General features: G+C 63.3%; 11 protein-coding genes. 4 read left to right on the forward strand and 7 right to left on the reverse strand.

Going from position 1 to position 14628, the window contains the following annotated elements:
• Positions 1 to 93 precede the first annotated feature (93 nt).
• The 3 genes from DESPIG_RS01135 to DESPIG_RS01145 form a co-directional block, all read right to left on the reverse strand.
• Complete coding sequence (locus DESPIG_RS01135) at positions 94 to 591, reverse strand: hypothetical protein (protein ID WP_006003950.1); 498 nt, start codon at positions 589 to 591, stop codon at positions 94 to 96.
• Positions 588 to 1976, reverse strand: coding sequence for an argininosuccinate lyase (argH, locus tag DESPIG_RS01140; RefSeq protein ID WP_006003952.1), 1389 nt, complete (start codon positions 1974 to 1976; stop codon positions 588 to 590). Before argH ends, DESPIG_RS01135 begins: the two co-directional genes overlap by 4 nt.
• Before the next feature lie 159 nt (positions 1977 to 2135).
• Positions 2136 to 3344 (reverse strand): argininosuccinate synthase, encoded by a 1209-nt coding sequence (locus tag DESPIG_RS01145; RefSeq protein ID WP_006003954.1) that lies wholly within the window; start codon positions 3342 to 3344, stop codon positions 2136 to 2138.
• A 296-nt stretch (positions 3345 to 3640) separates the two neighbouring features.
• Here DESPIG_RS01145 and carB point away from each other — a divergent pair, with 296 nt between their 5' ends.
• The 4 genes from carB (at position 3641) to DESPIG_RS01165 (ending at position 9269) form a co-directional block, all read left to right on the forward strand.
• A complete protein-coding gene (gene carB / locus DESPIG_RS01150; protein ID WP_040368931.1) occupies positions 3641 to 6883 on the forward strand; it encodes a carbamoyl-phosphate synthase large subunit in 3243 nt (1080 codons plus the stop codon).
• Positions 6884 to 6886: 3 nt separating this feature from the next.
• A complete protein-coding gene (gene carA, locus DESPIG_RS01155) occupies positions 6887 to 8014 on the forward strand; it encodes a glutamine-hydrolyzing carbamoyl-phosphate synthase small subunit (RefSeq protein ID WP_006003958.1) in 1128 nt (375 codons plus the stop codon).
• Positions 8015 to 8541: 527 nt separating this feature from the next.
• On the forward strand, positions 8542 to 8964 hold the full coding sequence (locus DESPIG_RS01160) for a hypothetical protein (RefSeq protein ID WP_040368932.1): 423 nt from the start codon (positions 8542 to 8544) through the stop codon (positions 8962 to 8964).
• 50 nt (positions 8965 to 9014) lie between these two features.
• Positions 9015 to 9269, forward strand: a complete 255-nt coding sequence (locus DESPIG_RS01165; protein ID WP_040368933.1) for a glycine zipper domain-containing protein — start codon at positions 9015 to 9017, stop codon at positions 9267 to 9269.
• A 377-nt stretch (positions 9270 to 9646) separates the two neighbouring features.
• Here the strand turns inward: DESPIG_RS01165 and DESPIG_RS01170 are convergent, their stop codons facing one another.
• The 4 genes from DESPIG_RS01170 to amrB all read right to left on the reverse strand — a co-directional run bounded on the left by DESPIG_RS01170 (position 9647) and on the right by amrB (position 13944).
• Complete coding sequence (locus DESPIG_RS01170; RefSeq protein WP_006003966.1) at positions 9647 to 10225, reverse strand: UbiX family flavin prenyltransferase; 579 nt, start codon at positions 10223 to 10225, stop codon at positions 9647 to 9649.
• A gap of 186 nt (positions 10226 to 10411) precedes the next feature.
• Positions 10412 to 11905 (reverse strand): NiFeSe hydrogenase large subunit HysA, encoded by a 1494-nt coding sequence (gene hysA / locus DESPIG_RS01175; protein WP_081446786.1) that lies wholly within the window; start codon positions 11903 to 11905, stop codon positions 10412 to 10414.
• A gap of 47 nt (positions 11906 to 11952) precedes the next feature.
• Positions 11953 to 12903 (reverse strand): NiFeSe hydrogenase small subunit, encoded by a 951-nt coding sequence (hysB, locus tag DESPIG_RS01180; RefSeq protein ID WP_006003973.1) that lies wholly within the window; start codon positions 12901 to 12903, stop codon positions 11953 to 11955.
• 171 nt (positions 12904 to 13074) lie between these two features.
• Entirely contained in the window at positions 13075 to 13944 is an 870-nt protein-coding gene (amrB, locus tag DESPIG_RS01185) for an AmmeMemoRadiSam system protein B (protein WP_006003977.1), read from the reverse strand.
• Positions 13945 to 14628 lie beyond the last annotated feature (684 nt).

Here is a 14628-nt window from a genome sequence, read left to right on the forward strand (position 1 = left end):
CGCGCTGGGGAGGGGGAGGGAGTTTGAGGGGAGGGGGGACCTTCTCGCGCTAGTAGAAGGTCCCCCCTCCCTCAAGAAAACAGCATACTCTGCTCAGGGCCGGGGGCATTCGCGCCAGCGGGCATTGAGCAGGAAGTGGGCGTCGGTCTGGACGCCGGGATCCTTCATGGCCTTGGCGGCAAAGGCCCCCCAGGGCAGGGTGGCGCAGTCTTTGGCGGAGCTGCGGGCGATATGCATGAGCTTGCCCTCGCGCTTGTGCTGGTCGAACAGGAGCACGGCGGCCACACAGGCGGCATCGAAGCGGCCCATGTCCAGCGACTTGTCGATCAGGGCCGACAGGCGGGCGTCCTTGCTGTCATGGGTGGCGAAGCCCGTGGAAGCGTTGGTGATGGACTCACGCAGCAGCTTGCCTTCGGGGTCGGCTTCCAGGTCGATGTGGTAGGTCTGGGCCACGGCCACGAGACCGGGCTCCAGCGGCGGCACCTCGGGCTTGCCCAGGTTGCGCCACAACCAGGTGCCCAGCACGGCTACGCCCATGACGGCGCAGAAGAGCAGGGGCACTTTCCAGCCGGTGGCTTTTTGCTGGCTCATGCGCGCTCCTGCAGCCAGCTGCGCAGCTGCTCGATCTGGCGGGCCACGGAACGGGGACCGGTACCGGCGGGCGTCTCGCGGCGGCGCACGGCGGCGGCGTAATCCAGCACGGCATAGACGTCATCGGCGATGCGGGCGTCCAGCTGCTGGAGCTCGGCCAGCGAAAGGTCTTCCAGGCCCTTGCCCTGCTTTTCGGCCAGGGCCACGGCATGGCCCGTGACGTGATGGGCCTCGCGGAAGGGCAGGCCCTTGCCCACCAGATAGTCGGCCAGTTCCGTGGCGTTGAGGAAGCCGCGGGCGCAGGCGGCGCGCATGCGGTCGGTGCGGAAGGTCAGTTCTTCCAGCATGCCGGCCATGAGCATCAGGGAGGCGTCCACGGTGCGGTCGGCGTCGAGGAAACCTTCCTTGTCTTCCTGCAGGTCACGGTTGTAGGTCATGGGCAGGCCCTTCATGATGGTCAGCATGCCCATGAGCGCGCCGTAGACACGGCCGGTCTTGCCGCGCATGAGTTCGGCCACGTCGGGGTTCTTCTTCTGGGGCATGATGGACGAGCCCGTGGAGTAACCGTCGGAGAGCTGCACGAAGCCGAAGGCCGGGTTGGCCCAGATGATGAGCTCTTCGCACAGGCGGGACAGGTGGGCCATGATGCAGGACCCGGCGAACAGGGCCTCCAGCACGAAATCACGGTCGGAGACGGCGTCCATGGAGTTGCCGTAGATGCCGTCGAAGCCCACCTCGTCGGCCACGCTCTGCGGATCGAGGGGATAGGTGGTGCCGGCCAGGGCGGCGGAGCCCAGCGGCGAGATGCGCACGCGCTTGAGCACGTCGTCCAGGCGCATGCAGTCGCGGCGGAACATCCAGGCATAGGCCAGCAGATGGTGGGCCAGGCTCACGGGCTGGGCGGGCTGCATGTGGGTGCAGCCGGGCAGGATGTCGTCCTGATGGCCGTCGGCGCAGGACACCAGGGTGGCGCACAGATGGGCGGCGCGCTGCTGCCAGGCCGTCAGGCGGTCGGCCACGAACAGGCGGAAGGTCAGGCCCACCTGGTCGTTGCGGCTGCGGCCGGTGTGCAGCTTTTTGCCCACGTCGCCGATGATCTCGGTGAGACGGGCCTCGATGTTCATGTGCACGTCTTCCAGCGCCGGTTTCCAGACGAAGGCGCCGGATTCGATCTCCTGCTTTACGGCATCGAGACCGTTGACGATCTGTTCGGCCTCGTCGGGCGTGATGACGCCCTGACGGCCCAGCATGCGGGCATGGGCCTGGGAACCGCGGATGTCCTGGGCATAGAGGGCGCGGTCATAGGTCTGGGAATCGGTATAGGCGGCCACGGCTTCTTTGGGACCTTCGGCGAAGCGGCCGCCCCAGCTCTGATTGGTGCTCATGGAAAGATCTCTCTGCCCCGGGAGGGGCCGGTGTATGCGCTGCGGCGCGCGATGACAGGGGGCCGGAAACGGCGGCGCCCCGTGCGGGATGCGGACGGGGCGGCCTTCCGGATGGAAAGAACGGGGCGGACGGGTCTCCCCGTCCGCCGTGAGGAAGACTTACTTGCCCAGCTTGTTCTGGACCGCGGCGTACATGCCGAGGCGCAGGCAGTTGAGGCGGATGAAGCCGGCAGCGTCCTTGTGGTCGTAGTTGCCGCCTTCGAAGGTGGCCAGGTCTTCGGAGAACAGGGAGAAGGGAGAGGTACGGGCCAGGGGCCACACGCCGCCCTTGTACAGCTTGGCGCGCACGGTACCGGTGACGGTCTCCTGGGACTTGTCCATGAAGGCCTGCATGGCTTCGCGTTCGGGCGAGAACCAGTAGCCGTTGTACACGGCGTGGGAGTAGGGCACGGCCAGCATGTCACGCAGCTGCAGCAGTTCGCGGTCCATGCACAGGCCTTCCAGGTCGCGGTGCAGGGCGTAGAGCAGGGTGCCGGCGGGGTTTTCGTACACGCCGCGGCACTTCATGCCCACGTAGCGGTTCTCCACCATGTCGTCACGGCCGATACCGTGCTTGCCGGCCAGTTCGGCCAGGGTCTTGATGATGGTGTAAGGCGACATCTTTTCGCCGTTGACGGCCACGGGGTTGCCGTGCTCGAAGCTCACTTCGATGATTTCGGGCTCGTTGGGGGCCTGTTCCACGGGCACGCAGCGCTCGTAGCAGGACTCGTGGGGAGCGTTGCCCGGATCTTCCAGCTCGCTGCCTTCGAAGCTGGTGTGCATCATGTTGGCGTCCATGCTGTAGCGCTTGGCTTCCTTGGAGATCGGGATGCCGTGCTTTTCAGCAAAGGCGTTGAGGGCCGTACGGGACATCAGGTCCCATTCGCGCCAGGGGGCGATGACCTTCAGGTCGGGGGCCAGGGCCTTGGCGGCGAACTCGAAGCGCACCTGGTCGTTGCCCTTGCCGGTGGCGCCGTGGGCGATGGCGTCAGCGCCTTCCTTGCGGGCGATGTCCACCAGGGCCTTGGTGATGATGGGGCGGGCGATGGAGGTGCCCAGCATGTAGCGGTTCTCGTACCGGGCGGCGCCGCGCATCATGGGGAAGACGAAGTCGCGGGCCATTTCTTCACGCAGGTCCACAACGTAGGCCTTGGAAGCGCCGGTCTTGTAAGCCTTGGCTTCCACACCGCTCAGGTCTTCGGGCTGGCCAAGATCGGCAGTGACGGTGATGACTTCGCACTTGTAGGTTTCGATCAGCCACTTGAGGATGACGGAGGTGTCCAGGCCGCCGGAGTAGGCGAGCACAACTTTCTTGATGTCTTTGTTCATCGTAAGGCCTCGTAAAAAAGATTGAGAGGGAAGCAGTATTCTCCAAAAGCCCGTCCTTGGCAAGTACGAAAGGGGGGCAAAAGGCCCGCAGGCGCACGCTTTTGCCCCGGCCGTGGCCCTGGCCGGACATCCTGCCGGGAAGGGCGGTCCGCATCTTGACGAAGACAGCGCAAGCGGATAGAAAAAAACGTTTTAACCGGATGTCTTCCGTGCAATGCGCCATGGGGCGGCAGGGGAGGCACCCGGAGGGGCAGGGCCGCACCCCTGCGATTTTCCCAACCATACAGGAACATCCAATGCCCAAACGCACGGATCTACACAAAATTCTGGTTATCGGCGCAGGTCCCATCGTCATCGGCCAGGGCTGTGAATTCGACTATTCCGGCTCCCAGGCCGTGAAGGCCCTCAAGGAAGAAGGCTACGAGGTGGTGCTGGTCAATTCCAACCCGGCCACCATCATGACCGACCCCCACATGGCCGACGCCACCTATATCGAACCCATCGAGCAGCAGACCCTGGCGGCCATCATCCGCAAGGAACGCCCCGATGCCCTGCTGCCTACCCTTGGCGGACAGACGGCGCTCAACGCCGCTCTTGGTCTGGCCAAGAGCGGCGTTTTGGCGGAGTGCGGCGTTGAGCTCATCGGTGCGCGTGCCGAAGTCATCGAAAAGGCCGAAAGCCGCGAACTGTTCCGGCAGGCCATGGAGAACATCGGCCTCAAAGTGCCTGCCAGCGGCATTGCCCACAACATGGATGAAGTGCGCGCCCTGGGCGACGTGCTGCCCTTCCCGCTGATCATCCGCCCGGCCTTCACCCTGGGCGGCACCGGCGGCGGCATCGCCTACAACATGGCCGACCTGGAAGAAGTGGCCGGTCACGGCCTTTCCGCCAGCCCCGTGTCCGAAGTCATGATCGAGCAGAGCGTGCTGGGCTGGAAAGAGTTCGAGATGGAAGTCATGCGCGACAAGAATGACAACTGCGTCATCGTCTGCTCCATCGAGAACGTGGACGCCATGGGCGTGCACACCGGTGACTCCATCACCGTGGCCCCGGCCCAGACCCTGACCGACGCCGAATACCAGATGATGCGCGACGCTTCCTTCGCCATCATGCGCGAGATCGGCGTGGAGACCGGCGGCAGTAACGTGCAGTTCGGCATCAACCCCGACAACGGCGAGATGGTGGTCATCGAGATGAACCCGCGCGTGTCGCGTTCCTCGGCCCTGGCCTCCAAGGCCACCGGCTTCCCCATCGCCAAGCTGGCCGCCAAACTGGCCATCGGCTACACCCTGGACGAACTGCGCAACGACATCACCCGCGAGACCGCGGCCAGCTTCGAGCCGGCCATCGACTACTGCGTGGTCAAGATCCCGCGCTTCACCTTTGAAAAATTCCCCGGTGCCAAGGACGAGCTGACCACCTCCATGAAGAGCGTGGGCGAAGCCATGAGCATCGGCCGCACCTTCAAGGAAGCCCTGCAGAAAGGCCTGCGCTCCATGGAGATCGGCGCCTCCGGCCTGGGCTTCAACTTCCGTCGCGAGCTGCCGCCCCTGCCCGAGATCATGGCCGGTCTGCGCAAGCCCCATTCGCGCCGCATCTTCACCCTGCGCCAGGCCCTGCTGGCCGGCGTGAGCGTGGAAGACATCCACGAGGCTTCCGGCATCGATCCCTGGTTCATCCGCCAGATGCGCGACATCGTGGACATGGAGACCCGCATCCGCGACTTCGGTCTGGCCAACGACATGACGCCCCTGAACCCCGAGCTGCCGGAGATCCTGCGCGAAGCCAAGGAATACGGCTTCTCCGACCGTCAGCTCTCCGAGATGTGGAAGCGTCCCGAGACCGACATCCGTCGTCTGCGCAAGGAAATGGGCATCGTGCCCACCTTCTACCTGGTGGATACCTGCGCCGCGGAATTCGAAGCCTACACGCCCTATTACTACTCCACCTATGAAAAGGGCGACGAAGTGCAGACCAAGGACTGCCGCAAGGTGCTGATCCTTGGCGGCGGCCCCAACCGCATCGGCCAGGGCATCGAGTTCGACTACTGCTGCTGCCACGCCTCCTTCGCCCTGCGCGACGCGGGCATCATGGCCATCATGGTCAACTCCAACCCCGAGACCGTGTCCACGGACTATGACACCTCCGACCGCCTGTACTTCGAGCCCCTGACCTTTGAAGATGTGATGAACATCGTGGAAAAGGAAAAGCCCGAAGGCGTCATCGTGCAGTTCGGCGGCCAGACCCCGCTGAACCTGGCCGTGCCGCTGATGCGCGCCGGCGTGCCGATCCTGGGCACCTCTCCCGATGCCATCGACCGCGCCGAAGACCGCGAACGCTTCCAGGCCCTCATCGAAAAGCTGGGCCTGCTCCAGCCGCCGAACGGTACCGCCATGGACCTGGATCAGGCGCTGGAAGTGGCCGAGCGCATCACCTATCCCGTGGTGGTGCGTCCCAGCTACGTGCTGGGCGGCCGCGCCATGGCCGTGGTCTATGACAAGGAAGAGCTGGTGGATTACTTCCGCGAACAGGTGCCCGAAAAGCCCGAGCATCCCATCCTCATCGACAAGTTCCTGGAACATGCCGTGGAAGTGGACGTGGACGCCCTGTCCGACGGCAAGGAAGTCTATGTGGCCGGCATCATGGAACACATCGAAGAAGCCGGTATCCACTCCGGTGACTCGGCCTGCGTGCTGCCTTCCTTCTCGCTCTCCTATGACCATGTGGCCCTCATCGCCGCCCAGGCCGAAGCCCTGGCCCGCGAGCTCAAGGTGGTGGGCCTGATGAACATCCAGTTCGCCATCAAGGGCGACGACCTGTACATCCTTGAAGTGAACCCGCGTGCCTCGCGCACCGCGCCCTTCGTCTCCAAGGCCACCGGCGTGCCGCTGCCTTACATGGCCACCCAGGTCATGCTGGGCAAGACCCTGGACGAACTGGATCCCTGGAGCATGCGCCGCGGCGGCTTCACCTGCGTCAAGGAAGCCGTGCTTCCCTTCCAGCGCTTCCCCGGCGTGGACATCATCCTCGGACCCGAGATGCACTCCACCGGCGAAGTCATGGGCATGGGCAGCGACTTCCCCGAAGCTTACTACAAGAGCCAGCTGGCCTCCGGTCAGGATCTGCCGCAGGGCGGCAATGTCTTCATCTCGGTCAATGACCGCGACAAGCCCATCCTGCCCGAAGTGGCGGCCATGTTCGCCGACCTGGGCTTCCACCTGCTGGCCACGCGCGGCACGGCCCGCTACCTGCGCGAACGCGGCCTGGAAGTGGAAGAAGTGCTCAAGGTCTATGAAGGCCGTCCCAACATCGTGGACCGCATGATCAACGGCGACGTGGCCCTGGTCATCAATACGGCCTCGGGCAAGAACACGGCCCGTGACTCCAAGTCCATCCGTCATACGGCCGTGAGCTACGGCGTGCCTTACTGCACCACCGTGGCCGGTGCCAAGGCCTCGGCCATCGCCATCGGCAAGCGCCGTGAAGACACGCATGTGGAAAGCCTGCAGGAATACTACGCGCGGGAAGCGCGGGGGTAAGATATGAAAGCATTACTGGTACTTGAAGACGGTTTCTGCCTTCAGGGCAAATCCTTTACCGGCGATTTCGAAACCGGTGGGGAAGTGATTTTCAATACAGGCATGACCGGCTATCAGGAAGTGCTCACCGACCCCTCCTATTACGGGCAGATGGTGTGCATGACCTATCCGCTCATCGGCAACTACGGCATCACCGCCGAAGACATGGAATCCGGCCGCGTGCACATGCGCGCCCTGCTGGTCAAGGAATGCTGCAAGGAGCCCTCCAACTGGCGTTCCAAGGAATCCCTGCCGGACTTCCTCAAGCGCTGGAACGTGCCCGGCATGGAAGGTCTGGACACCCGCGCCCTGACGCGCCACCTGCGCATCAACGGCGCCATGCGCGGCATCATCTCCACCCGTGACCTGGATGTGGAGAGCCTGCGCGCCAAGGCCTGCGCCCTGCCCAGCATGGAAGGCCAGAACCTGGTACCCTTCGTGGCTGCCCAGAAGCCTTACATCCTCACGGCCGACGGCCCCAAGGACGCCCAGTTCGACGCCAACGGCGCCTACGCCTGGCAAGGCACGGGCATCCCGCTGCTGGTCTATGACTTCGGCGTGAAATGGAACATCCTGCGCCTGCTGGCCGAAGTGGGCTTCGAGCCCCTGGCCGTGCCGCCTTCCTTCACGCCGGATCAGGCCCGCGCCAGCGGTGCCAAGGGCGTGTTCCTGTCCAACGGCCCCGGCGACCCCGCCACCCTGAAGGACGAGATCGCCATCATCCGCGAACTGGTGAAGGAATTCCCCGTGACCGGCATCTGCCTGGGCCACCAGCTCATCGGCCACGCCCTGGGCGGTACCACGGCCAAGCTGAAGTTCGGCCACCACGGCTGCAATCATCCGGTCAAGGATCTGGGCACGGGCCGCATCGAGATCTCCTCCCAGAACCACGGCTTCCATGTGGTGCTGGACGGTCTGGACGATGTGGAAGCCACCCACATCAACCTCAATGACCAGACCCTGGAAGGCCTGCGTCACAAGACCCTGCCCATCATGAGCGTGCAGTACCATCCCGAAGCGGCCGCCGGTCCCCACGACGGGCGTTACCTCTTCGAACGCTTCCATGAGATGATGAAGGCCGCTCTGGCCTAACGATACCTGGCCTGGGGAGGGGAGCTGTTTTTGAGAGGTGATCTCTCATCGCTGCCAGCAAGAAAGAGGTTCTCCCAAGACTCCTCCCTCTCCAGCACGCCTTATCAGCCATCTGTTTACAGGGCTCTTCCCGTGAGGGAGGGGCCCTGTTTTTTTGTCGTGGTGGGAAGGGGCAAGACTGCGGAGATGCGGAGGGATACGTCTGTGGTAAGAGGCCAGGGGAGACCCGGGGGACGGAAAAAGAAAGTCCGTCCGGGAAGAGCCGCTGACGCAAAATCCGGGGCCAGCGCATGACGATGCCGGGGATATGGATATGCGGCTGTCAGCGGCGGACAGTTTGGAAGGCGAAGGGAAAAAAACGTTATTCCCGGGCCCTGACGTTTTGCTCACGCTCTTGGTGCCAAGGTTCCGGCACAGGCTTGCCATCACCTGCGCACTTGGGCTATCGTCGTGATATCGGTCCGAATCTGCTGCAGGCAGGTCGGCCTTCAACTGTCCGCAAGGGCAACAGACCAAAGGAGTCTGGAGTGAAAAAAGCCATCATGAGCCTTTGTCTGGCTGCGGCGCTTGTGTTCGGAGCTGCCGGCGTTCAGGCGGCAGACCAGGACAAGGGCAACAACCCCGTGCTGCAATTCACGGGCAGCGTGTGGCAGAAAAGCAGCCTGGACAACAAGCTGAGTTTCCTGTTCGGCATGGATACCGCCATCGCCACGGAATACTTCGTCAACAGCCGGGAAGCCGAACTGGCCGCCAAGAATGGCAAGATGCCCGTATCCAACCTGTCCAAGTTCGAAAAGGGCTGGATGAAGGCGTTCAAGGACGTGAAGCGCACCACCATCGTGGAAGAAGTGGACGCCTGGTATGCGGCCCATCCTGACAGGCTGGATCGTACCGTCCTGGGTGTGCTGTGGTTTGAACTCATCGAGCCGCGCCTTGCGGCCGCTCAATAACGGATCGTCCCTCACGAACTGATACGCTGATGCGTATTGTGGAGACTTCTATGAAAAAACTGTTTGCGATCATCTTGATGGCCGCCTTCATGGCGACGGGCGTCGCCTGCACCAATATGTCCCCCACCCAGCAGGGCGTGGCCAGTGGTGCCGCGCTGGGTACGCTGGGCGGTGCCGGCGTGGCCGCCATTTCCGGCGGTTCCGTGGGCTGGGGCGCTCTGGCTGGTGCCGGTATGGGGGCTCTGGCCGGTGGTATCGTAGGCAACCAGCAGGAAAAAAGCCGCTACCACCATCGTGGCTGGTAACCCGTTTTTCCTTGCTTCGTGACAGCGACCGCTCCCTTCGGGGAGCGGTTTTTTTTATGGCCTTTATCCTTGCGTCCCACGGTGCGAAAGGAAAGACCACCCACTATGCGGATGCTCTTGCTCCCCAAGACGTCATTTCTTCACTCCCCGGAAAAGATACCATCCTGTCTCGCATGTCCTTCCATACGAAACATGCCGGATGGACTTGCCTTTCTCCATATTCCCGGGGGACAAAGGCATTGCGCGCTGTCTGGCGCGTTACTCCATCCTGCCATAAATCAGAGCAAAAGTTTTTGGGAGAGGATGGGGGAGTTTGAGGGGGAAGGGGAGGACTTTTTTCAAAAAGTCTTCCCCTTCTCCCTCAACACATACTTGCCTCAGATAGTCCCATCCGGCGGGCCCTGCCAGCGGCGGCACAGCTGGTGGGACAGCCCCAGCTGATCGAAAATGCGGCCGCAGAACTGGCCCATGAGCCCTTCGAGCGTATCCTCCCCGCTGTAGAAAGCGGGCATGAAGGGCATGATGACGGCCCCGGCCTCACTGGCCCAGATCATGTTGCGCAGATGGATGCGGCTCAGGGGGCTTTCCCGGGGGACGAGGATCAGGGGGCGGCGCTCCTTGAGGGTCACGTCGGCGGCGCGGTGCAGCAGGTTGGTTCCGGCACCGGTGGCGATGCTGGCCAAGCTGCTCATGGAGCAGGGGCAGACCACCATGCCGTCGTGCTGCCAGGAGCCGCTGGCCGGGGCGGCCCCCAGACAGGCCGCGTCGTGGCTGACGTCGGCCAGGGCGTGCAGGGCGGACGGAGCAAGGCCGCATTCCGCTTCCAGCACGGCATGGGCGCCGGGAGAAAGGATGAGATGGCTCTCCACGGCGGGCAGGGCGGCCAGATGGCGCAGCAGGCACAGGGCCAGAGGCATACCGCTGGCGCCGCTGACGCCTACGATGATTCGTTTCATAAAAGCTCCTTGGCCGTATCCGTCCCGGAAGGGGGACGCTGCCGCAGGCAGCGGAAGGCCGCCCGCATGACGTGATGGCAGGAAAGCGGTCGGGGACGGGATGCTGAGGATACGGTGGGAGGAAGGAAAAGAAAAGTCCCCCCTGCCACACGGACAGGGGGGACAAAGCGACTAATCGCGCGGAACCTAGCCCAGGTTCACGATGGATTCTTCGCCGGTCTCAGCGTGCAGCACGTGCACGGCACAGCCCAGTCACGGGTCGAAGGCGCGGATGGTGCGCCCAACATTGACGGGGTTGTTGATATCCGGGACCTGCACACCGATGAGGGCTTCTTCCAGAGGACCACGGCGGCCCTTGTCGTCGCGGGGCGAGCAGTTCCACAGCGTGGCGGAGATGATCTGGTAGCTGTCGATCTTCTGGTCCTTCACACGGATGTAGTGGACCAGAGAACCGCGGGGCGCTTCGGAGCAGCCATAGCCTTCGGCGCTCTGCGGGATCTCGAAGGGAGTGAAGGTCTCGCCGTCGGGCTTGACTTCCTTCAGCCAGCCTTCCACGGCATTGGCGATGAGCAGGGCTTCTTCGGCGCGGGCCACGTGACGGCCCATGATGGAGAAGACCTTGTCCCAGCCCAGGTCGCGGATGGTGCGGGCTTCGATGCCGAACTTTTCCTTCAGCATCTTCACGCCCACTTCGGACAGCGGCGCATTGGCCACCCACATGCGGGCGGCGGGGCCCACTTCGATGACTTCGCCGTCGTAGCGGGGAGCCTTGACGAAGGAGTAGGCGTCCTTCTTGTCCAGGTTGGGGTTGGTCTCGGCGCCGTCGGCACCCTTGCCGGTGGTGGCGTCGTCGTACCAGGCGTACTTGAGGTCTTCGGTGATCTTTTTGGGATCGAATTCCACGTCACGGCCATTGAGGAAGACACCGGCCTTGAGCAGGTGGGTCTTGCCGTCGTCGGTCATGGGGAACACGCCGAAGCAGGAGCAGCCGTGCACGCCCTGGCCCTGTTCGAACAGGTCCTTGTACACGGAGCCCACGATGTAGGTGATGGGCAGGTATTTTTCGACGATGAACTGGCGCACCTTCTTGAAGCGGGCCGCGTATTCCAGCAGGGCTTCCTTGGTGGGCATTTCAGTGGCACCGCCAGGCACGATGCCCTGCACATGGGGCATACGGCCACCGAAGAGGGCGACCATCTCATGGGCGATGCGGCGCACTTCCAGGGCTTCCAGATACTGGTCCACGCCCACCTTGTTGGCTTCGGGGGGCAGACGCAGGTCGGGCTGGGCGAAACGCGGCACGAAGGGCGCGGTATCGGGGCCAGCCACGAAGTCCAGAGCGGCCAGATGGTAGAAGTGCAGGATGTGCGACTGCAGGTAGTTGGCGCCCAGGATCAGGTTACGGGTGATGCGGCCGTTGCCGGTCACCTTGATGTTGAAGGCGTCTTCCTGCGCCAGGGCGGAAGCCATGGCATGGGAGGTGGGGCACACGCCGCAGATGCGCTGCACGATCTGGGTGGAGTCACGCGGGTCGCGCCCTTTCAAAATCTGTTCAAAACCGCGGAACATCCCACCGGTGAGGTGGGCGTCCACAACCTTGCCGTTCTCCACCACCACTTGGGCCTTGAGATGGCCCTCGATTCTGGTGACGGGATCGATGGCGATAGTGGCCTTGGCCATAAAGCTCTCCTTTGAACGTCAGAAAAAATGGAAAAGCCGGGCCGCTTCTAGTTGCTGTAGAAGGGGCTCTGTCCGTCGGGGAACGAGGGCTCGGTGCAGCCGATGCAGATGGCGTTGGCCACGCACCAGTTGACGCCGTTCCATTTACGTTCAAACGAGTCGCAATACGCACCGGGGCCCTTGCAGCCCAGGTCGTAGCGGCAGCCGTCCTTCTCGGTGAAGGTGGCGGAGAACTTGCCTTCGTCGTACTTGCCCAGATAGGGGCAGTTCTCGTGCACGTTGCGACCGTAGAAAGGCAGCGGACGGCCTTCGCTGTCCAGCAGGGAGACCACTTCGGCCAGACCGGCTTCCAGGCCCTTTTCCTTGATCTTCTGGAGGGCCAGGGCGATGGTGCCCACGATCCAGTCAGGCTGGGGCGGGCAACCGGGGATGTTGACCACGGGGGTCTTGATGCCGGCCTGCTTGAGCAGGGCACCGGTACCCATGGCTTCGGTCACGGAACCCTTGGCAGCGGGGATGCCGCCGTAGGCAGCGCAGGTACCCAGGGCCAGCACGGCGGCGGCGTCGGGAGCCAGCTTTTTGACCAGGTCGGCCATGGTGATCTCGGTGTGGCCCTCTTCGGCCACCACGCAGTAGCGACCATCCTTGGCCAGCGGGATGGAACCTTCGATGGCCAGGAAGAACTTGCCCTTGAAGTTCTTGGCAATGTTCAGCATGTGGGTGTAGGCGTCGTGGCCTTCACCGCCCATGACGGTAGGATGGTACTCGAGGCTGATGATCTTCAGCAGCACATCAGCGATGGAGGGGTTGACGTTGTTCAGCAGCGACACTGAACAACCGGTACAGCCCTGTCCCTGCAGCCAGATGACAGGGGGGCGTTCGCCAGTCAACGTGCCGGCCAGGGCCTCGCGCACCGCAGGATGGAACATCTGCGCAACGCCGAAACCCGCCACTGTGCCGGTGCACAGTTTGACGAAATCACGCCTGTTGAGACTCATGCATGCCTCCTCATGTTGGCGTAGTGAAAAAAAACGGCAGTCGGGTTATGCCAAACGACATAAGTAATATGGATGTACCAAGGCCGGAAGATTGTGTCAACGTAACAATCCGAAGAAACAGGCTTAGGACAAGGGATTCCGAGCTCTTTGCTTGTTTTTTTGACGGGCCTTTCAGCAGCTGAAGATACGCAGTCCGGCATAGCCCACGACGTGTTCCGTATCGTGCGAAACAGCGGCGGACGTCTCGTGCATGACCAGGGCAGCGCGCACTGTGGCATCGGGCGTCCAGGCGTGCAGGGCATAGAACGCCAGAGCCAGCGGCGCGGCCCCGCACATGCTGATGCCCGCCCGGGCCACGGTGGCCAGCAGGGCGTCGGCATCGCCTTTAAGGGCGGCTTCCAGGGCCAGGTCGTCCTTGCGCAGGGTGGTCTGCTGGTCTTCGTAGTGGTTCATGTCCGAGCTGACCAGCAGCAGGGGGCGCTGGCCGTCGCGGTCCCGGCAGCGTTCCAGCACCCGGGCCAGACGCTGGCCGGCCGTGCGCAGCACGGGGGCCTGTCCGGTACCCACGCAGACCGGCACCACATGCAGGGGAGCATCACCCGCGCAGACCTGGAGGAAGGGCAGCAGGACTTCGATGCTGTGTTCCCGTACGTGCCCCATGACATCGGCGCTGAAATCCTCGTCGGCCTCGCAGAGCAGGCGGGCCATCTCGCCGTCCACGGGCACGGGCCCCAGCGGGGTCTGCCAGGCCCCGGCGGGCCAGACGGACAGGGGCGTGCCCAGGCCGGTGTGGTTGGGGCAGAGCAGGAAGACCGTGCGCGGCAAGCGCACATGGGCCAGGGTGGCGCCGATGACCCGGCCGCTGTAGACATGCCCGGCATGGGGAAGCATGAGGCCCGCCAGATGGGCCGCATCCTCGGCGGCAAGGGCCGAAGCGGGCAGCGCCGCCCCTTGTTTCAGGAACGACTCCACTTCGGCACGCAGATCGGCCGGGACATCGGTATAAAAACGGCCTGCGACAGCGGGCTGGCGAAGATGCATGGCGGTATCCTCCCGAAAAGATCTTGGACTGGAAGGAGCATAGCGCCGGCGGCGGACAAAGACCAGCAACACCGGGGCAGCTTTCCCGACCGGGAAAGACAAATATGGGCAGAAGTGCGGTGAGGGAAGGGGCTGTGAGGCTGCGCCGGTGTGCCTTTTTCCAGAGCCGTGTCCGGCGTCTGATCCTGAAGTACGCACTCCCCCGACGGCTGGCTTTGGGGATGCGCGGCAGCCCGTGACCATGGCAAGAGAAAAAGGCACCTTTGTATCTTAACGGCGCCTTTCTGCATCATTTCTATTGTGCAGGATCCTGCGGGGCCGCTCCTGAAACGTTTGCCAGTCCCATCAGACGGGTCGCTGGCATGATCTCACTGAGCGCATCCTGTTCGGCCAGCCAATGGGGCAGATCGGCAGATCGAAAAGAAAATGCTGATGACCCGGAGCAGGTGTACTGCCTTGGGCAAGCCCGGGAAGAGCATCAACAGGCGGCCATATGGGCGGCCGCCAGCCACAGCATGCTCAGACAGAAATGCGCCAGCAGCAACTTTCGTCTGGATGACCATCGGCACAAGTAAAGTTCTATTCCAGACAAGAACCAAACGATCAGACACGCGAGGTGGAGCAAATAGAGACCTTCCGAGGCATAGTACCACAGTTGGGCCACGGGCCCTTCGCCGCCCCACA

Origin of the sequence: Desulfovibrio piger ATCC 29098 (assembly GCF_000156375.1) — a bacterium.
Classification (GTDB): Bacteria; Desulfobacterota; Desulfovibrionia; order Desulfovibrionales; family Desulfovibrionaceae; genus Desulfovibrio; species Desulfovibrio piger.